The 19,394-nt window shown below is 72.1% G+C and carries 17 protein-coding genes; 14 read left to right on the forward strand and 3 right to left on the reverse strand.

The window, feature by feature from the left end:
* Positions 1-131: 131 nt before the first annotated feature.
* The 7 genes from ACQ9ZG_RS25530 (at position 132) to ACQ9ZG_RS25560 (ending at position 9,715) form a co-directional block, all read left to right on the forward strand.
* Positions 132-2,087: an acyl-CoA dehydrogenase family protein gene (locus ACQ9ZG_RS25530; RefSeq protein ID WP_109916752.1), complete on the forward strand. Its 1,956-nt coding sequence runs from the start codon at positions 132-134 to the stop codon at positions 2,085-2,087.
* Between the two features lie 115 nt (positions 2,088-2,202).
* On the forward strand, positions 2,203-3,456 hold the full coding sequence (dxr, locus tag ACQ9ZG_RS25535) for a 1-deoxy-D-xylulose-5-phosphate reductoisomerase (RefSeq protein ID WP_109916753.1): 1,254 nt from the start codon (positions 2,203-2,205) through the stop codon (positions 3,454-3,456).
* The gene (locus ACQ9ZG_RS25540) at positions 3,453-4,763 is read left to right on the forward strand and encodes a M50 family metallopeptidase (protein ID WP_018488762.1); all 1,311 of its coding nucleotides are present in this window, start codon (positions 3,453-3,455) and stop codon (positions 4,761-4,763) included. Before dxr ends, ACQ9ZG_RS25540 begins: the two co-directional genes overlap by 4 nt.
* Positions 4,764-5,051: 288 nt before the next feature.
* Complete coding sequence (ispG, locus tag ACQ9ZG_RS25545) at positions 5,052-6,209, forward strand: flavodoxin-dependent (E)-4-hydroxy-3-methylbut-2-enyl-diphosphate synthase (RefSeq protein ID WP_109916754.1); 1,158 nt, start codon at positions 5,052-5,054, stop codon at positions 6,207-6,209.
* A 167-nt stretch (positions 6,210-6,376) separates the two neighbouring features.
* A complete protein-coding gene (locus tag ACQ9ZG_RS25550; protein ID WP_109916755.1) occupies positions 6,377-7,219 on the forward strand; it encodes a GNAT family N-acetyltransferase in 843 nt (280 codons plus the stop codon).
* Between the two features lie 150 nt (positions 7,220-7,369).
* A complete protein-coding gene (locus ACQ9ZG_RS25555; RefSeq protein ID WP_084991827.1) occupies positions 7,370-7,942 on the forward strand; it encodes a GNAT family N-acetyltransferase in 573 nt (190 codons plus the stop codon).
* A 69-nt stretch (positions 7,943-8,011) separates the two neighbouring features.
* Complete coding sequence (locus tag ACQ9ZG_RS25560) at positions 8,012-9,715, forward strand: proline--tRNA ligase (protein ID WP_109916756.1); 1,704 nt, start codon at positions 8,012-8,014, stop codon at positions 9,713-9,715.
* 163 nt (positions 9,716-9,878) lie between these two features.
* Here ACQ9ZG_RS25560 and ACQ9ZG_RS25565 read toward each other — a convergent pair whose 3' ends face one another.
* The 3 genes from ACQ9ZG_RS25565 to ACQ9ZG_RS25575 are packed head-to-tail and all read right to left on the reverse strand — an operon-like array spanning position 9,879 to position 11,858.
* The gene (locus ACQ9ZG_RS25565) at positions 9,879-10,799 is read right to left on the reverse strand and encodes an aminoglycoside phosphotransferase family protein (protein WP_084991823.1); all 921 of its coding nucleotides are present in this window, start codon (positions 10,797-10,799) and stop codon (positions 9,879-9,881) included.
* 43 nt (positions 10,800-10,842) lie between these two features.
* On the reverse strand, positions 10,843-11,346 hold the full coding sequence (locus tag ACQ9ZG_RS25570; protein ID WP_084991821.1) for a ferritin-like domain-containing protein: 504 nt from the start codon (positions 11,344-11,346) through the stop codon (positions 10,843-10,845).
* Complete coding sequence (locus ACQ9ZG_RS25575; RefSeq protein ID WP_499281260.1) at positions 11,343-11,858, reverse strand: hypothetical protein; 516 nt, start codon at positions 11,856-11,858, stop codon at positions 11,343-11,345. Before ACQ9ZG_RS25575 ends, ACQ9ZG_RS25570 begins: the two co-directional genes overlap by 4 nt.
* A 176-nt stretch (positions 11,859-12,034) precedes the next feature.
* Between ACQ9ZG_RS25575 and rimP the strand changes: the two genes are divergently transcribed.
* The 7 genes from rimP (at position 12,035) to truB (ending at position 19,122) form a co-directional block, all read left to right on the forward strand.
* Positions 12,035-12,538: a ribosome maturation factor RimP gene (rimP, locus tag ACQ9ZG_RS25580; RefSeq protein ID WP_018488770.1), complete on the forward strand. Its 504-nt coding sequence runs from the start codon at positions 12,035-12,037 to the stop codon at positions 12,536-12,538.
* 2 nt (positions 12,539-12,540) lie between these two features.
* Entirely contained in the window at positions 12,541-13,581 is a 1,041-nt protein-coding gene (gene nusA, locus ACQ9ZG_RS25585; protein WP_018488771.1) for a transcription termination factor NusA, read from the forward strand.
* A gap of 113 nt (positions 13,582-13,694) precedes the next feature.
* Positions 13,695-13,973 carry a YlxR family protein gene (locus tag ACQ9ZG_RS25590; RefSeq protein WP_181398416.1) on the forward strand — a complete coding sequence of 93 codons (279 nt, stop codon included), beginning with the start codon at positions 13,695-13,697 and terminating at the stop codon, positions 13,971-13,973.
* Positions 13,974-14,121: 148 nt separating this feature from the next.
* Positions 14,122-17,220 (forward strand): translation initiation factor IF-2, encoded by a 3,099-nt coding sequence (gene infB, locus ACQ9ZG_RS25595; protein ID WP_078562685.1) that lies wholly within the window; start codon positions 14,122-14,124, stop codon positions 17,218-17,220.
* A gap of 198 nt (positions 17,221-17,418) precedes the next feature.
* On the forward strand, positions 17,419-17,712 hold the full coding sequence (locus tag ACQ9ZG_RS25600) for a DUF503 domain-containing protein (protein ID WP_015611818.1): 294 nt from the start codon (positions 17,419-17,421) through the stop codon (positions 17,710-17,712).
* 37 nt (positions 17,713-17,749) lie between these two features.
* The gene (gene rbfA, locus ACQ9ZG_RS25605) at positions 17,750-18,226 is read left to right on the forward strand and encodes a 30S ribosome-binding factor RbfA (protein WP_028419422.1); all 477 of its coding nucleotides are present in this window, start codon (positions 17,750-17,752) and stop codon (positions 18,224-18,226) included.
* Complete coding sequence (gene truB / locus ACQ9ZG_RS25610) at positions 18,223-19,122, forward strand: tRNA pseudouridine(55) synthase TruB (RefSeq protein WP_028419421.1); 900 nt, start codon at positions 18,223-18,225, stop codon at positions 19,120-19,122. Before rbfA ends, truB begins: the two co-directional genes overlap by 4 nt.
* Positions 19,123-19,394: the final 272 nt, after the last annotated feature.

The following is a 19,394-nucleotide window of genomic DNA, read 5'->3' on the forward strand; positions in this document are numbered from 1 at the left end:
GTACGCCAGGGCTGGTGCGGGTGCCGAACTCCGGGTACACGGGTTACATACGGACCAGTGAGCAGCTCGGCTCCTGCGCAGTCCGCGCGTCCGAGGGTCCGTCCTGGTGACGCCCAGCGAGGTGAGGCCCCATGTCCGCACCACACAACACCCCCCAGGTCCCGAAGGCACCCAAGGTCACCGAGCGTGAGGCGCGCCGGGTCGCGGAGGCCGCCCGGGAGCAGGACTGGCGTAAGCCCAGCTTCGCCAAGGAGCTGTTCCTGGGGCGGTTCCGGCTCGATCTGGTCCACCCGCACCCCCTGCCGCCGCCCGACGACATCCGGCGCGGCGAGGAGTTCCTGGCGCGGCTGCGAGTCTTCTGCGAGGAGCACGTCGACAGTGCCCGGATCGAGCGCGAGGCGAGGATCCCGGACGAGGTGGTCGACGGGCTCAAGCGCCTCGGGGCCCTGGGGATGAAGATCGAGACCAAGTACGGCGGTCTCGGGCTCACCCAGGTGTACTACAACAAGGCGCTCGCCCTGGTCGGCTCCGCGAGCCCCGCCATCGGGGCGCTGCTCTCGGCGCATCAGTCGATCGGCGTACCGCAGCCGCTGAAGATCTTCGGCACCCAGGAGCAGAAGGACGCCTTCCTGCCCCGGCTCGCCACCACCGACATCTCCGCGTTCCTGCTCACCGAGCCCGACGTCGGCTCCGACCCCGCCCGGCTCGCCACCACCGCCGTCCCCGACGGGAACGACTATCTGCTGGACGGTGTGAAGCTCTGGACGACCAATGGGGTCGTCGCCGATCTGCTGGTGGTCATGGCCCGGGTGCCCGTATCCGAGGGGCATCCCGGCGGCATCACCGCCTTCGTCGTCGACGCCGACGCCCCCGGCGTCACCGTGGAGCACCGCAACGCCTTCATGGGGCTCCGCGGCATCGAGAACGGCGTCACCCGCTTCCACCAGGTCCGGGTCCCGGCCGTGAACCGGATCGGGCCGGAAGGCGCCGGGCTGAAGATCGCGCTGACCACCCTCAACACCGGGCGCCTGTCGCTGCCCGCCATGTGCGTCGGCGCGGGCAAGTGGTGCCTGAAGATCGCCCGTGAGTGGTCCGCCGTACGGGAGCAGTGGGGGCGGCCCGTCGCGAAGCACGAGGCGGTCGGCGCGAAGATCTCCTTCATCGCGGCCACCACCTTCGCCCTGGAGGCGATCGTCGACCTCTCCTCGCAGATGGCCGACGAGGACCGCAACGACATCCGTATCGAGGCCGCCCTCGCCAAGCTGTACGGCTCCGAGATGGGCTGGCTCATCGCCGACGAACTGGTCCAGATCCGCGGCGGGCGCGGCTTCGAGACCGCCGAGTCGCTCGCCGCCCGGGGGGAGCGCGCCGTTCCGGCCGAGCAGATGCTCCGGGACATGCGCATCAACCGGATCTTCGAGGGTTCCACCGAGATCATGCACCTGCTGATCGCCCGGGAGGCCGTCGACGCCCACCTCAAGGTCGCCGGCGACATCATCGATCCGGAGAAGGCGCTCGCGGACAAGGCCAGGGCCGGTGCCAACGCCGCCGTCTTCTACGCCCGTTGGCTGCCGCAGCTCGTCACCGGGGCCGGGCAGCTGCCGCGTACGTACGGGGAGTTCCATCCGCCCGGCCACCGCGACCTCTCCGGGCACCTCCGGTACGTCGAGCGCTCCTCGCGCAAGCTCGCCCGGTCCACCTTCTACGCCATGTCCCGCTGGCAGGGGCGGATGGAGACCAAACAGGGCTTCCTCGGCCGGATCGTCGACATCGGCGCCGAACTCTTCGCCATGAGCGCTGCCTGCGTCCGCGCCGAGCATCTGCGCGGGGCGGGGGAGCACGGCCGGGAGGCGTACCAGCTCGCGGACGCCTTCTGCGAACAGGCCCGCATCCGGGTGGAGGAACTGTTCGGGCGGCTCTGGTCGAACACCGACGACCTGGACCGGCGGGTGGTGGACGGGGTCCTCTCCGGTACGTACGCCTGGCTGGAGGAGGGCGTCGTCGACCCCAGCGGCGAAGGCCCCTGGATCGCGGACGCCACCCCCGGCCCCTCCGCCCGCGACAACCGGCACCGGCCCGTGCGCTGAGTCCCACCCCTCACGGGGGCGTGTGCGTGCGCCGCGCGCGCCCCCTCCGTACCCGATCCGCGCCCCACCGGGACGCGCTGTCCACGCACACAGCCGGAGCGGCAACAATGGGGGCATGAGCGACAGCCCCGCCCCCCTCGCCGATCCGCATCTCCTCTTCGACACCGCGGACGGCCGCCGGGATCTGGTGATCCTCGGCTCCACCGGGTCCATCGGCACCCAGGCCGTCGACCTGGTCCTGCGCAACCCCGACCGCTTCCGGGTCACCGCGCTCTCCGCCGCCGGCGGCCGGACCGCCCTCCTCGCCGAGCAGGCGCACCTCCTGCGGGTGAATACGGTCGCCGTCGCCGACCCGGGCGCGGTCCCCGCCCTCCGCGAGGCGCTGCGCGAGCGGTACGGGGCCGGGGAGCCGCTCCCCGAGATCCTCGCCGGACCCGACGCGGCGGCCACGCTCGCCGCGAGCGAGTGCCACACCGTGCTGAACGGCATCACCGGCTCCATCGGGCTCGCCCCGACGCTGGCCGCCCTGGAGGCGGGCCGCACGCTCGCCCTCGCCAACAAGGAGTCGCTGATCGTCGGCGGCCCCCTGGTGAAGGCGCTCGCCGCCCCCGGCCAGATCATCCCGGTCGACTCCGAGCACGCCGCGCTCTTCCAGGCGCTGGCGGCCGGCAAGCGGGCCGACGTCCGCAAGCTCGTCGTCACCGCCTCCGGCGGGCCCTTCCGGGGCCGTACGCGCGAGGAACTGGCCGACGTCACCCGCGAGCAGGCCCTGACCCACCCCACCTGGGCGATGGGACCGGTCATCACGATCAACTCCGCGACGCTGGTCAACAAGGGTCTCGAGGTCATCGAGGCACACCTCCTCTACGACATCCCCTTCGACCGCATCGAGGTCGTGGTCCACCCGCAGTCGTACGTGCACTCCATGGTCGAGTTCACCGACGGCTCCACCCTCGCCCAGGCCACCCCGCCCGACATGGGCGGACCCATCGCCATCGGCCTCGGCTGGCCCGAGCGCGTCCCGGACGCCGCCCCCGCCTTCGACTGGACGAAGGCCTCCACCTGGGAGTTCTTCCCGCTGGACACCGAGGCCTTCCCCTCCGTCGGCCTGGCCCGCCACGTCGGCACGCTCGGCTCCACCGCCCCCGCCGTCTTCAACGCGGCCAACGAGGAGTGCGTCGACGCCTTCCTCGCCGGACAGCTGCCCTTCAACGGAATCATGGATACGGTCACCGCTGTGGTGACCGAACACGGCACCCCCGCCCCGGGAACCCCGCTCAGCCTCGCGGACGTCCTCGAAGCGGAAACCTGGGCCCGCGCACGGGCCCGGGAACTCTCGGCGAAAGCGACAGCGGAGGCGCGCGCATGAGTCTGACCTCGATCCTGCTGACGGTCCTGGGGATCGCCGTCTTCGTCGTGGGCCTGCTGTTCTCCATCGCCTGGCACGAGCTGGGCCACCTCTCCACGGCCAAGATGTTCGGCATCCGGGTCCCGCAGTACATGGTCGGATTCGGGCCCACCCTCTGGTCGAAGCAGAAGGGCGACACCGAGTACGGCATCAAGGCCATCCCGGCCGGCGGCTACATCCGCATGATCGGGATGTTCCCGCCCGGCGCCGACGGCCGCCTCGAAGCCCGCTCCACCTCACCGTGGCGCGGCATGATCGAGGACGCCCGCTCCGCCGCGTACGAGGAGCTGGAGCCCGGCGACGAGAAGCGGCTCTTCTACACGCGCAAGCCGTGGAAGCGCGTCATCGTGATGTTCGCCGGCCCCTTCATGAACCTGATCCTCGCCGTCGCGATCTTCATGGGCGTCGCGATGACCTTCGGCTTCCAGACGCAGACCACCGAGGTCGCCGGGGTCCAGCAGTGCGTGATCTCGCAGAGCGAGAAGCGCGACACCTGCAAGGGCACCGACCCGGTCTCCCCGGCCAAGGCCGCGGGGCTCAAGGAGGGCGACAGGATCGTCGCCTTCGACGGGCAGAGGGTCGACGACTGGGCCACCCTCTCGGACCGCATCCGCAAGACCATCGGCCCCGCCACCATCACCGTCGAGCGCGGCGGCCAGGAGCTGACCCTCAACGCCGTCCTGCGCGAGAACGCCGTCGCGAAGAAGGACGGCAGGGGCGAGATCATCCCCGACCAGTACATCAAGGCCGGCTACCTCGGCTTCGCCGCCCAGACCGAGATCGTGCCGCTCTCCTTCGGCGACTCGGTCGTCCGCATGGGCGACATGATCGAGAACGGCGTCGACGCGATCATCGCGCTGCCCTCCAAGATCCCCGACCTGTGGAACGCGGCCTTCAGCGACGGCCAGCGCGCCGACGACTCGCCGGTCGGCGTGGTCGGCGCGGCCCGGATCGGCGGCGAGGTGATGAACCTCGACATCCCGGCCCAGAACCAGGTCGCGATGATGCTGTTCCTGCTCGCGGGGTTCAACCTGTCCCTGTTCCTCTTCAACATGCTGCCGCTGCTGCCGCTGGACGGCGGGCACATCGCGGGCGCGCTCTGGGAGTCGCTGCGGCGCAATGTGGCCAAGGTCTTCCGGCGCCCGGACCCGGGGCCGTTCGACGTGGCCAAGCTGATGCCGGTCGCCTATGTGGTCGCCGGGCTCTTCATCTGCTTCACGCTGCTGGTCCTGGTGGCCGATATCGTGAATCCGGTCAAGATCAGCTGATGATCCGCCACGTGGGAGCGCGGAGGGGGCGACCCCTTCCGGCCCGGACGAGGTCGCTTCCGGCCCCGGACAGGATCGTCCTCGGCCCGCCGGAACCGCCTTCGGCCCGGACGGCGTCGTCCCTTCCGCCCCACACATGGCCACCGGGCACACGCGTCGTGTCCGGTCGGTCACCATCTGGTTGACTTGTCCAGACGGTGCGTGCGTCCTGGCTCCGGTGCCGTAACCTCGAAGCCTGGAGCCCGCCGACATCGGGACCTTGATCCACACCTTGGGGATGCACAGCGCATGACTGCGATTTCTCTCGGAATGCCGGCCGTTCCGACCAAGCTCGCCGACCGAAGGGTCAGCCGACAGATCCAGGTCGGCTCGGTCGCGGTCGGCGGTGACGCGCCCGTTTCCGTGCAGTCGATGACGACGACGCGTACGTCGGACATCGGTGCCACGCTCCAGCAGATCGCCGAGCTGACGGCCTCCGGCTGCCAGATCGTCCGCGTCGCCTGCCCGACCCAGGACGACGCCGACGCGCTCGCCACCATCGCGAAGAAGTCGCAGATCCCGGTGATCGCGGACATCCACTTCCAGCCGAAGTACGTCTTCGCCGCCATCGACGCCGGCTGCGCCGCGGTCCGTGTCAACCCCGGCAACATCAAGCAGTTCGACGACAAGGTCAAGGAGATCGCCAAGGCGGCCTCCGAGACCCGCACCCCGATCCGGATCGGCGTCAACGCCGGCTCCCTGGACGCGCGGCTCCTGAAGAAGTACGGCAAGGCCACCCCCGAGGCCCTCGTCGAGTCGGCCCTCTGGGAGGCGTCCCTCTTCGAGGAGCACGGCTTCGGCGACATCAAGATCTCGGTCAAGCACAACGACCCGGTCGTCATGGTCAACGCCTACCGCCAGCTCGCCGCCCGGAGCGACTACCCGCTCCACCTCGGCGTCACCGAGGCCGGACCGGCGTTCCAGGGCACCATCAAGTCGGCCGTGGCCTTCGGCGCCCTGCTCTCCGAGGGCATCGGCGACACCATCCGCGTCTCCCTCTCGGCCCCGCCCGCCGAGGAGGTCAAGGTCGGCCTGCAGATCCTGGAGGCGCTCAACCTCAAGCAGCGCCGCCTGGAGATCGTCTCCTGCCCCTCCTGCGGCCGCGCCCAGGTCGACGTCTACAAGCTCGCGGACCAGGTCAGCGCCGGTCTGGAGGGCATGGAGGTCCCGCTGCGCGTCGCCGTCATGGGCTGCGTCGTCAACGGCCCCGGCGAGGCCCGCGAGGCCGACCTCGGCGTCGCCTCCGGCAACGGCAAGGGCCAGATCTTCGTCAAGGGCGAGGTCATCAAGACCGTGCCCGAGTCGAAGATCGTCGAGACGCTCATCGAGGAAGCCCTCAAGATCGCGGAGCAGATGGAGAAGGACGGCATCCCGTCCGGCGAGCCCCAGGTCTCCATCGGCGCCTGACCTGCCGCTGCACAGCCCCTCACCGCCCCGCCGGGCCCAGCGCCCGGCGGGGCGGCGGCGTGTGCGGGACGTCCGCGGGATCCCCGGACACGGACCCGGGCAGCGTTCAAGAGGCTTGTTGGGTACAGTGCGGAAATCAGCAGACCGCATGGTGAGGCCCCCTCGTGTTGACGCAGACCACCACCCGGGTCCTCGAACCCAGCGACCTCGGCGCAGCGCTCGCCATCCTGGAGAGCGAACCCGTGGCCAACGCCTTCGTCACGTCCCGGGTCCAGGTCGCGGGGCTCGACCCCTGGCGCCTGGGCGGCGAGATGTGGGGCTGGTACGCGGACGGCAGGCTCCGCTCCCTCTGCTACGCCGGTGCCAACCTGGTCCCCATCTGCGCCGGGCCCGAGGCCGTACGCGCCTTCGCCGACCGGGCCCGCCGGGCCGGCCGCCGCTGCTCCTCCATCGTCGGCCCCGCCGAGCCCACCGCCCTCCTCTGGCGGCTCCTGGAGCCGGGCTGGGGACCCGCCCGCGAGGTCCGCGCCAACCAGCCCCTCATGGTCACCGAGAGCCCGTCCGTCGACATCACCCCCGACCCGCTCGTCCGCCGCATCCGCAAGGACGAGATGGAGGTCCTGATGCCGGCCTGCGTCGCGATGTTCACCGAGGAGGTCGGGATCTCCCCGCTGGCCGGTGACGGCGGGCTCCTCTACCAGGCCCGGGTCGCCGAACTCATCGGCGCCGGACGCTCCTTCGCCCGGATCGACGACGGCAAGGTCGTCTTCAAGGCGGAGATCGGCGCCGCCACCCCCCAGGCCTGCCAGATCCAGGGCGTCTGGGTCGCCCCCGAACACCGCGGCAAGGGCCTCTCCGAGACCGGCATGGCCGCCGTCCTGCGCTACGCCCTGGCCGACGTCGCCCCCGTCGTCAGCCTGTACGTGAACGACTACAACACCCCCGCCCGCAAGGCCTACCACCGCGTCGGCTTCCGCGAGACCGGCACCTTCATGAGCGTGCTGTTCTGAGCCCGTACGCGTACGCGCTTCTGCCCCGTACGTGCTTCTGCCCCGGACGCGTACGCGGCTCCTGACCCCCGAACGCGTACGCGCCGTCGGGCGTACCGTTCCGGCCGCCGCGCGTACCGGCCCGCCCGCCCCGGCCAGTATGGTTCGCGCATGGCACCAGTCACCGCGCACGGCCCCGCGGACCCCGGCATCGAGGTCGGCCCGATCGACCTGGCCGCACGCGTCGACGAAGCCCTCCACGTCCAGGCGGTCGCCTTCGGGCTGAGCCAGGACGAGGTCGACGTACGCCGCCACATCGTCCTGCGCCACCTCGACCACCCCCAGGCCCGCGCACTCGGCGCCCTCACCCCCGACGGGCGGCTCGTCGGCTTCGTCTACGGGCTCCCCAACGACCGCGCCCACTGGTGGTCCACCGTCGTCGAGCCCCACCTCCGCGCCACCGGCACCGACGGCTGGCTCGACGACTCCTTCGTCATCACGGAGCTGCACGTCCACCCCGACCACCAGCAGCGCGGCATCGGCCGCACCCTGATCACCACCATCACCGACGCCGTCCCGCAGCCCCGCTCGATCCTCTCCGCGATCGACCGCGACTCCCCGGCCCGCGCGCTCTACCACGCCCTCGGCTACCGCGACCTGGCCCGCCGGGTGGTCTTCCCCAGCGCCCCGCTCCCGTACGCGGTCATGGGCGCGCCCCTGCCGCTGCTGCGCCCCCGGGGCTGAATGGATTTCCGCCCGCCCGCACCGCCCGGTTAACCTCGGGCTCACCACTTTCGCGAGCAGGAGTTCATCATGGCCCAGGTCCAGCGCATGTCCCGATTGATGATCAAGACACTGCGCGACGACCCGGCGGACGCCGAGACGCTCAGCCACAAGCTGCTGGTCCGCGCGGGATACGTCCGCCGCAACGCGGCCGGCATCTGGACCTGGCTGCCGCTGGGCAAGAAGGTCCTGGACAACATCTCCAACGTGGTCCGCGAGGAGATGGACGCCATCGGCGCCCAGGAGGTCCTGCTCCCCGCCCTGCTGCCCAAGGAGCCCTACGAGGCGTCCGGCCGCTGGGAGGAGTACGGCGACCTCCTCTTCCGCCTCCAGGACCGCAAGGGCGGCGACTACCTCCTCGGCCCCACCCACGAGGAGATCTTCACCCAGACCGTCAAGGACCAGTGCACGTCCTACAAGGACCTGCCGGTGATGCTCTACCAGATCCAGACCAAGTACCGCGACGAGGCCCGCCCCCGCTCCGGTGTGCTCCGCGGCCGCGAGTTCCAGATGAAGGACTCGTACAGCTTCGACACCACCGACGAGGGCCTGGCGCACTCCTACGCCCTGCACCGGGCCGCGTACATCAAGATCTTCGAGCGCCTGGGCCTGGACCACCGCATCGTCTCCGCCGTCTCCGGCGCCATGGGCGGCTCGGCCTCCGAGGAGTTCCTCGCGCCCGCCGCCGCCGGTGAGGACACCTTCGCCGACTGCCCGAACTGCGACTACGCCGCCAACACCGAGGCCGTGACCTTCGCGCTCGCCCCGGTCGACGGCTCGGCGCACGGCGCGGTCGAGGAGCTGGACACCCCCGACACCCCGACCATCGAGACCCTCGCCGAGCACCTGGGCGTCCCCGCCTCCGCCACCCTGAAGAACCTGCTGGTCAAGGTGGACGGCGAGATCGTGGCCGTCGGCGTCCCCGGCCATCGCGAGGTCGACCTCGGCAAGCTGGGCGAGCACCTGGCGCCCGCCGTCGTCGAGCTGGTCACCGCCGAGGACTTCGTCGGCCGTGAAGACCTCGTACGCGGCTACGTCGGCCCCCAGGGCCTGGAGAAGGTCCGCTACCTCGCCGACCCCCGCGTCGCCCCCGGCACCGCCTGGATCACCGGCGCCAACCAGGACGGCAAGCACGCCAGGAACGTCGTCGCGGGCCGTGACTTCGAGGTCGACGAGTACCTCGACGTCGTCGTGGTCGAGGAGGGCGACCCCTGCCCCGAGTGCGGCACCGGGCTCACCCTGGACCGCGCCATCGAGATCGGCCACATCTTCCAGCTCGGCCGCAAGTACGCCGACACCTTCCAGCTCGACGTCCTCGGCCAGCAGGGCAAGCCCGTCCGCGTCACGATGGGTTCGTACGGCATCGGCGTCTCCCGCGCCGTGGCCGCGCTCACCGAGCAGACCGCCGACGACAAGGGCCTCTGCTGGCCCCGCGAGGTCGCCCCGGCCGACGTCCACGTCGTCGCCGCGGGCAAGGCCCTCCAGACCGAGCTGGCCCTGGAGGTCTCGGAGAAGCTCAACGCGGCGGGCCTGCGCGTCCTGGTCGACGACCGCCCCGGCGTCTCGCCCGGCGTGAAGTTCACCGACTCCGAGCTGATCGGTGTCCCGAAGATCCTGGTCGCCGGCCGCCGCTCCGCCGACGGCGTCCTGGAGCTGAAGGACCGCCGCACCGGCGAGCGCGAGGAGCTGACGGTGGACGAGGCGATCGCCCGCCTCACGGCCGACCTGGCCTGATCCGCTCCCGTACGGACACGGCGGAGGCCCCCACGCCGCACGGCGTGGGGGCCTCCGCCGTACCGGAACGTACGAGGCCGGCTCCCGCTCAGGAGGCGTCCGTCGTACGGCGAAGGCCCCCGGCACACCACCCGCCAGGGGCCTCCCCGCACGTCCTCACCTGCTACAGCCAGCCCGCGAACTCCAGGTTGACCTCGCCCATCTGCCGCCGCCCCTCCGTCAGCGCGCGGGTCCCCGACTCGACCGCCCGGAACAGCGTCCAGCCGAGCAGCCGGGCCTGGTCCACCTCCAGGGACTCCGCCAGCTTCTTCACCCGGCGCCGGGCCGTCGCCCCGCCGCCCGAGGAGGCGACCAGGTCCTCCGCCCGGTCGCGCACCAGCCGCGCCAGGTCGTAGGCGCGCTCGCCCACCAGCGGCTCGGGGCCCACCGTCAGCCAGGGGGCGCGCTCGCCCGCGAGGACCTTGCTCTGGCGGAAGTTGCCGTGCAGCAGCAGGAGTTCGGGGGAGGCCGCCACCAGGTCCGTACGGGCCGCGAGGGCCGCCTCCACCAGGGGCGCGAGCGCCGGGTCCGCCTCGGCCGCGGCCCGCATCGCCCCGGCCTGCCGCCCGGTCCGCTCGGCCACCGTCTCGAAGGGGTGGCCGGCGGGCGGCTCCACCCAGAGCCGCCGGAGCGTGCCCGCCGCCTCCAGGAGCGCCTTGGCCTCGGGCAGCGAGCGCAGCGACACCTCGTGGTGCAGCCGCTCCAGCAGCAGCGCCCCGGAGCCCGATAGCTCCGCGTCCGGCTCCAGCGGCTTCACCGCGCCCCAGCCGTTCCAGTGCGCCAGCGCCGCCCGCTCCCGCTCCGGCTCGGCGGGCGGCGGGGCGATCTTCAGCGCCGCCGGGGTCCCGTCGGCCCGCCGCACCAGCAGCACCAGGGCGCTGCGCCCGCCGGGGGCGGCCACCCGCTCCACGGCGAGGTCCGGCCCGGCGGCGCCGACGGCCCGTTCGGTGAGCGCGGGGAGCCGGTCCAGCCAGTCGGCCGCCGTGCCGTCCCCGTACATCTCGCCGAGCGCGCGCACCAGGCGCTGCGGCGGTTCGCAACCCATACGTCCTTTGTTCCCTTTCCGGTCCTTCGGTCGGCCCCGGGGCTCAGGGGGTCGGTGCCCCCGCGGCCCCCACCGGGCCCGTCTCCGCCGGATCGGTGTCCGGGGCCCGCTCGGCGAGCCCCGGAAAGGCTACGTTGCCGCCCCGCCAGCGGGCCGCCCGGACGGCGGCCTCCCGGAGGGCGCCCGCCGCCTCGGCGCGCGCGGGCCCTTCGGTGGCCCGTACGAGATCGGCGTAGACGCCCGCCACCCGGTCCTCCAGGACGGCGGCGAGCCGCAGCGCCGACGCGGTGTCGGCAACCGCGAAGGGCAGAGCGTACGCGGCGTCGGCGGCGACCGGCGCACCGCCCAGGTCACGCACGGTGCGCATGAGCGTGTCCCGGCGTGCGCGGTGCCCGTCGTACGCCGCGCGCGCCTCGGTGCGCCGCCCCGCCTCCACCCGGCCGCCGAGCACCCCGTACCCGTAGACCGCCGCGTGTTCGGCGGCCAGCGCGGCCTGGGCGGCGGTGAGGGCGGGGGAGGGGGCCTCGTCCTCGGAGCGAAGGGTCATGACGGGGTCTCCTTGGCCAGCTCGGTCAGCAGATACGCGTGGGCCGCCGCGCCCGCCGCCACGGAGGCCAGCAGCCGGGCCAGCTCCGGTTCCGCGGTGAGCAGCGCCTCGGCGTGGGCGTCGGCGCGGCGGCGCTCGGCCGCGGCCAGCTCCTTGAGGGCCGTGGGCCGGTCGGCGGAGACGGGGCCCGGTGCGGCGGGCGACGGCTGCGGGCCCCCCGCCGACACGGCCCCGATGTGCTGCCGCACGGCCGCCCGCAGGGGCGCCAGGCCCGCCGCGGCGTCCGGGTGGGCCTCGGTGACCAGGTCGTAGTGGGCGAGCGCCAGGGCGCCGGTGCGGGCCGCGGCCCGGCGCAGCGCCTTGTCGGCCCGGACCGCCCCGGCCTCGGCGAGCACGGGTCTGCCCGCACGCGTGCCCTCGTCGTCCTCCCCGCAGCCGGTCAGCACCGCACCCAGTGCGAGAGCCCCCGTCGCGGTGAGCGCCCCCCTGCGGGTCGTCCCCGTGCGCCGCACGTTTCTCCTTCGGGCCGGGACCGATCCTGACAGGATCTGTCCTGAACTGATCACCGCAGGCGAGCGTACCCGCGGCAACGGGGCAGGCGGACGGCAACACCCCTGGCGACCGGATACCCTTTGACCTGACACACCACGATCCCCACAACAGCACACGCGGCCGAGGAGTCACCCGGATGAGCACCACCCAGAGCGAGAGGCTGCGCGGGCTGCTGGAACCGCTCGTCAGCGCGCAGCAGCTGGACCTCGAGGAGATCGAGGTGTCCCGGGCCGGCCGACGCGGAGTGCTGCGGATCATCGTCGACTCGGACGAGGGCGTGGAGCTGGACACCTGCGCGGAGCTGAGCCGCGCGATCTCCCAGAAGCTGGACGAGACCGATGTGATGGGCGAGGGCGAGTACGTCCTCGAGGTCAGCTCCCCGGGCGCCGAGCGCCCGCTCTCCGAGCCCCGCCACTACGTCCGCGCCACCGGCCGGCTGGCCCGCTTCCACCTCGCCGCCGACGGCTCCGGTGAACTGGTCGCCCGTATCCTCGCCGTCGACGAGGACGGGCTCGACCTCGAAGTGCCCGGCGTCAAGGGCCGCAAGCCCACCGCCCGCCGCCTCGCCTTCGACGAGATCGCCAAGGCGCGCGTGGAGATCGAATTCAACCGCAAGGACAAGAAGGAAGAGGAGGCGTAGCCGTGGACATCGATGTGAAGCTTCTGAAGGGCTTGGCGCAGGACAAGGAGATCCCGTTCGACGTGCTCGTCGGGGCGATCGAGTCGGCCCTCCTCATCGCGTACCACCGCACCGACGGCAGCTACCGCCGGGCGCGCGTGAAGATCGACGAGCGCGGCCATGTGACCGTCTGGGCCACCGAGGACCCGGCCGACCTCGAAGAGGGCCAGGAGCCCAAGGAGTTCGACGACACCCCCTCCGGTTTCGGCCGGATCGCCGCGTCCACCGCCAAGCAGGTCATCCTGCAGCGGCTGCGCGACGCCGAGGACGACAAGACCTTCGGGGAGTACGCGGGCCACGAGGGCGATGTCGTCACCGGCGTCGTCCAGCAGGGCAAGGACCCCAAGAACGTCCTGGTCGACATCGGCAAGCTGGAGGCCATCCTCCCGGTCCAGGAGCAGGTGCCGGGCGAGGAGTACACCCACGGCCTGCGCCTGCGCACCTATGTCGTCCGGGTCGCCAAGGGCGTCCGCGGCCCCTCCGTGACGCTCTCGCGCACCCACCCCAACCTGGTGAAGAAGCTCTTCGCGCTGGAGGTCCCGGAGATCGCCGACGGTTCCGTCGAGATCTCCGCGATCGCCCGCGAGGCCGGGCACCGCACCAAGATCGCGGTCCGCTCCACCCGTTCGGGCCTCAACGCCAAGGGCGCCTGCATCGGCCCGATGGGCGGCCGGGTCCGCAACGTCATGGCCGAGCTGCACGGCGAGAAGATCGACATCGTGGACTGGTCGGACGACCCGGCCGAGATGGTCGCCAACGCGCTCTCGCCCGCCCGGGTGAGCAAGGTCGAGGTCGTCGACCTCGGCGCCCGCTCCGCGCGGGTCACCGTGCCGGACTACCAGCTCTCGCTGGCGATCGGCAAGGAGGGCCAGAACGCCCGCCTCGCCGCCCGCCTCACCGGCTGGCGCATCGACATCCGGCCCGACACCGAGACCGACGAGGAGCGGGAGAGCGCCGACCGCGAGCGGGCCGAGCGGGCCCGGGAGCGCTCGGAAAGGCGTTGACCCGGAGCCGCTCCAGGGAATAGATCTTGGCCGTACGCAGCTGAGATCACGACAACATCCGTTCGATTTTTGCCCCAAAGGGGTGAGGTCGGTACGGGGAGGTAGACTTAATCGTGTCTGGCCGGACGCAAGCCGGCGCTTGTCCTGAGCGGACCTGTGTGGGATGCCGGGAGCGAGTGGCCAAGAGCGAGCTGCTGCGCATCGTGGTGGACGAGGGCGCCTGCGCCCCTGATCCACGCGGTACGCTGCCCGGCCGGGGTGCTTACGTGCACCCCACCTCTGTCTGTCTGGACCTGGCGGTTCGCCGCCGGGCATTCCCCCGGGCCTTCAAGGCCAAGGGGCCGCTCGACACCGCGGCACTCACGCGGTTCATCGAGCGGGTGACACCGTAAGAAAGTGAACGGCACGGGACCCCGTGCGGTCAGGTACCTCGCGAGTTGGAAGTAGGTCGAGATTGCGATGAGCACTCGATGAGTACGCGATGAGTACGCCCATGAAGTAGCGACGGTCCGGCGGTAACCCGGACCTAAAAGGAGCGAAGTGGCTAAGGTCCGGGTATACGAACTCGCCAAGGAGTTCGGCGTCGAGAGCAAGGTCGTCATGGCCAAGCTCCAAGAACTCGGTGAATTCGTCCGTTCGGCGTCCTCGACGATCGAGGCGCCGGTTGTACGCAAGTTGACCGACGCACTGCAGGGGCCCGGCGGCAACGCCGGCAAGTCCGCTGCGAAGCCGGGCGCGCCCCGCAAGGCGACGCCCGCGAAGCCCGCAGCGCCCTCCCCGGCCGCTGCGGCACGTCCCGCTGCCCCCAAGCCCGGCGCACCGGCCCCCAAGCCGGCCGCCGCCGAGGCCCCGAGCAGCTCCCCGGCGGCGCCCGCAGCGCCGTCCCCCGCCCCGCGTCCGGGCCCGAAGCCCGCGCCGAAGGCGGCCCCGGTGACCCCGGTCCCGGCCGCCGAGTTCTCGGCTCCGGCTCCGGCCCCCGAGCGTCCGGCCGCCCCGCGGCCCACGGGCGCCACCCCGGGCCCGCGTCCCACCCCCGCCCGTCCGGCCCCGGCCGGCGGTCAGCGCGACGGTGGCCAGCGTGACGGCGGCCGTGGTGGCGAGCGTGGCGGCGACCGCCCCGCGCGTCCCGCCGGCCAGGGTGCCCCGCGCCCCGGCGGCGCCCGTCCGGCCGGTCCCCGTCCGGGCAACAACCCCTTCACCTCCGGCGGCTCCACCGGCATGGCGCGCCCCTCGGCGCCCCGTCCCGGCGGTGCCCCGCGCCCCGGCGGCGGCCAGGAGCGCCCCGGCGCCCCGCGTCCGCAGGGCGGCCCCGGTGGCGCCCCGCGTCCCCAGGGCGGTCAGGCCCAGGGCGGTGCCCGTCCCTCTCCGGGCGGCATGCCCCGTCCGCAGGCCCCGCGTCCCGGTGCCGGTCCCGCCGGTAACCGCCCCAACCCGGGCATGATGCCGCAGCGTCCCGCTGCCGGCCCGCGCCCCGGTCCTGGTGGCGGCGGCCGTGGTCCCGGCGGTGGCGGTCGTCCCGGCGGTGCCGGTGGCGGTCGTCCCGGCGGCGGCGGCTTCGCCGGTCGTCCCGGTGGCGGTGGCGGCGGGTTCGCCGGCCGCCCGGCCGGTCCCGGCGGTGGCGGCGGCGGTGCCGGTCGTCCCGGTGGTGGCGGCGGCTTCGGCGGCCGTCCCGGCTTCGGCGGTCGTCCGGGTGGTCCCGGTGGCCGCGGTGGCACGCAGGGTGCGTTCGGCCGTCCCGGCGGTCCCGCGCGTCGTGGCCGCAAGTCGAAGCGGCAGAGGCGCCAGGAGTACGAGGCCATGCAGGCCCCGTCGGTCGGCGGCGTCATGCTGCCCCGCGGCAACGGACAGGCCGTCCGGCTGTCGCGCGGTGCCTCCCTCACCGACTTCGCGGAGAAGATCAACGCCAACCCGGCGTCGCTCGTCGCCGTGATGATGAACCTCGGTGAGATGGTCACGGCGACGCAGTCCGTCTCCGACGAGACGCTGAAGCTCCTCGCCGAGGAGATGAACTACGTCCTGGAGATCGTCAGCCCCGAGGAGGAGGACCGCGAGCTGCTCGAGTCCTTCGACATCGAGTTCGGCGAGGACGAGGGCGGCGAAGAGGCCCTGGTCTCCCGTCCGCCGGTCGTGACCGTCATGGGTCACGTCGACCACGGTAAGACCCGACTCCTCGACGCGATCCGCAAGACCAACGTGGTCGCGGGCGAGGCCGGTGGCATCACCCAGCACATCGGTGCCTACCAGGTCACGACCGACGTCAACGACGAAGAGCGCAAGATCACCTTCATCGACACCCCGGGTCACGAGGCGTTCACCGCCATGCGTGCCCGTGGTGCGAAGTCGACCGACATCGCGATCCTCGTGGTGGCGGCCAACGACGGTGTGATGCCCCAGACGATCGAGGCGCTGAACCACGCCAAGGCGGCCGAGGTGCCGATCGTGGTCGCGGTCAACAAGATCGACGTCGAGGGCGCCGACCCGACCAAGGTGCGCGGTCAGCTCACCGAGTTCGGTCTGGTGGCCGAGGAGTACGGCGGCGACACCATGTTCGTCGACATCTCCGCCAAGCAGGGCCTCAACATCGAGGCGCTCCTGGAGGCCGTCGTCCTCACCGCCGACGCCTCGCTCGACCTGCGGGCCAACCCGGACCAGGACGCGCAGGGTATTGCGATCGAGTCCCACCTCGACCGCGGTCGCGGTGCCGTCTCGACCGTCCTGGTCCAGCGCGGAACGCTGCGCATCGGCGACACGATGGTCGTGGGCGACGCCTACGGTCGCGTCCGCGCCATGCTCGACGACAACGGTCAGAACGTGCAGGAAGCGGGTCCCTCGACCCCCGTCCTGGTCCTCGGTCTCACCAACGTCCCGGGCGCCGGAGACAACTTCCTGGTCGTCGACGAGGACCGTACGGCCCGTCAGATCGCCGAGAAGCGTGCCGCCCGCGAGCGCAACGCCAACTTCGCCCGCAAGGGTGTCCGGTTCTCCCTGGAGAACCTGGACGAGGCGCTCAAGGCCGGTCTGGTCCAGGAGCTCAACCTCATCATCAAGGGCGACGCGTCCGGTTCGGTGGAGGCCCTCGAGTCCTCGCTGCTCCAGCTCGACGTCGGTGAAGAGGTCGACATCCGGGTCCTGCACCGCGGTGTGGGTGCGGTCACCGAGTCGGACATCAACCTGGCGACGGGTTCCGACGCCATCGTGATCGGCTTCAACGTGCGCGCCGCCGGGCGTGCCGAGCAGATGGCCGAGCGCGAAGGCGTGGACGTCCGGTACTACTCGGTCATCTACCAGGCGATCGAAGAGATCGAAGCGGCCCTCAAGGGCATGCTCAAGCCGGAGTACGAAGAGGTCGAGCTCGGTACGGCGGAGATCCGCGAGATCTTCCGCTCGTCCAAGCTGGGCAACATCGCCGGTGTGCTGGTCCGCTCCGGCGAGGTCAAGCGCAACACCAAGGCGCGCCTGCTGCGCGATGGCAAGGTCATCGCGGAGAACCTCAACATCTCCGGTCTGCGCCGCTTCAAGGACGACGTCACCGAGATCCGCGAAGGCTTCGAGGGCGGTATCAACCTCGGGAACTTCAACGACATCAAGATCGACGACGTCATCGCGACGTACGAGATGCGCGAGAAGCCGCGAGGCTGATCCACCTCGGGTCCGCAAGGATCCGCTGGGATTCGGCGGGGTTCCGGGGGTTCGCCCCCGGAACCCGGCCACCACGGTCGGGGCCGGTCGACGGGTCGTATTTCCGTCGATCGGCCCCGGCCGTTCCGGTACGGTTCTGCTGTCCCCGCCAAGCTCTGGCGGGGCACGAACCCGAACCGGCGGGACATCCGGACACACATGTATGTGGGGACCCTGTCCTTCGATCTGCTCCTGGGCGACGTACGGTCGTTGAAGGAGAAACGCTCCGTCGTCCGTCCGATCGTCGCCGAACTCCAGCGCAAGTACGCGGTGAGTGCGGCGGAGACCGGCGGGCAGGATCTCCACCGCAGGGCCGAGATCGGCCTCGCCGTGGTCTCCGGTGACACCGGACACCTGACGGACGTGCTGGACCGGTGCGAGCGGCTGGTGGCCGCCCGCCCCGAGGTGGAGCTGCTGTCGGTGAGGCGGCGGCTGCACAGTGACGAAGACTGACACGCAAGCGAACACCAGAAGGAAGAGTGACGGACCGGTGACCGACAACGCGCGGGCCCGCAAGCTGGCCGATCGCATCCAGGTCGTGGTCGCGGAGACCCTGGACCGGCGGATCAAGGATCCGCGGCTCGGCTTCGTGACGATCACGGACGCCCGGGTCACCGGCGACCTGCGGGAGGCCACGGTCTTCTACACGGTCTACGGCGACGACGAGGAGCGCGCGGCCTCCGCCGCGGCGCTGGAGAGCGCCAAGGGCGTCCTCCGCTCCGAGGTCGGACGGCAGACCGGGGTCCGGTTCACCCCGACCCTGGCCTTCGTCCCGGACGCCCTCCCGGACAACGCCCGCACCATCGAGGACCTCCTCGACAAGGCGCGCGCCAAGGACGCGGAGGTGCGCCAGGTGTCCACCGGCGCGACGTACGCCGGTGACGCGGACCCGTACCGCAAGCCCGAGGACGACGAGGACGAGACCGACGGCCCCTCCGAGAAGAACGAGGGCCCGGCCTCCGCATGACCGACCAGAACCCGACGCCGGACGGCCTTGTCATCGTCGACAAGCCGTCCGGCTTCACTTCGCACGACGTGGTGGCCAAGATGCGCGGCATCGCCCGCACCCGCCGCGTCGGCCACGCCGGAACGCTGGACCCGATGGCGACCGGAGTCCTCGTGCTCGGCGTCCAGCGGGCCACCAAACTCCTCGGCCACCTCGCGCTGACCGAGAAGGAGTACCTGGGCACGATCCGGCTCGGCCAGGACACCGTCACCGACGACGCCGAGGGCGAGATCACCTCCTCCACCGACGCCTCCGGGGTGACCCGCGAGGGGATCGACGCCGGGGTGGCGGCCCTGACCGGCGCGATCATGCAGGTCCCGTCCAAGGTCAGCGCCATCAAGATCGACGGCAAGCGGTCCTACGCGCGGGTGCGCGGCGGCGAGGAGTTCGAGATCCCGGCCCGCCCGGTGACCGTCTCCTCCTTCCGCGTCTACGACGTCCGCGAGGCCGTCGCCGAGGACGGCACCCCCGTCCTGGACCTGGTCGTCTCCGTCGTCTGCTCCTCGGGGACGTACATCCGCGCCCTCGCCCGGGACCTCGGCGCCGGACTCGGCGTCGGCGGCCACCTCACCGCGCTGCGCCGCACCCGCGTCGGCCCGTACGGACTGGACACGGCCCGCACGCTCGACCAGCACCAGGAGGAGCTGACGGTCATGCCGGTCGCCGAGGCCGCCGCGTCCGCCTTCCCGCGCTGGGACGTCGACGAGAAGCGCGCCCGGCTGCTCCTCAACGGCGTACGGCTGGACATGCCCGCCCACCCGCCGGGGCCGGTCGCGGTCTTCGGGCCGGACGGGGCGTTCCTGGTGCTCGTGGAGGAGGAGAAGGGCAAGGCCAAGAGCCTCGCCGTCTTCGCCTGACCCCGGGACCGGGTGGAGACCTGCTCCAGGGACCGGGTGGAGATCTGGCCCCGGACCGGGTGGAGATCTGATCCCTGAATGGACCGGGGAGCACTGATCCCCACCTGGACCAGGAGAGGACTGATCGCCACCCGGTCCCGGAATCAGGAGAGGCCTCTTCCTCGCCCGGACCACGCGGAGACCTGATCCCCGGATCATGTGGAGCGGGCACCCACCCCCCACCGGTGCCCGCTCCACCTTCCCCCACCCCGGCACCATCCCTGCTCCGTCCA

It is taken from the genome of Streptomyces araujoniae (genome assembly GCF_050871195.1).
Classification (GTDB): Bacteria; Actinomycetota; Actinomycetes; order Streptomycetales; family Streptomycetaceae; genus Streptomyces; species Streptomyces bacillaris.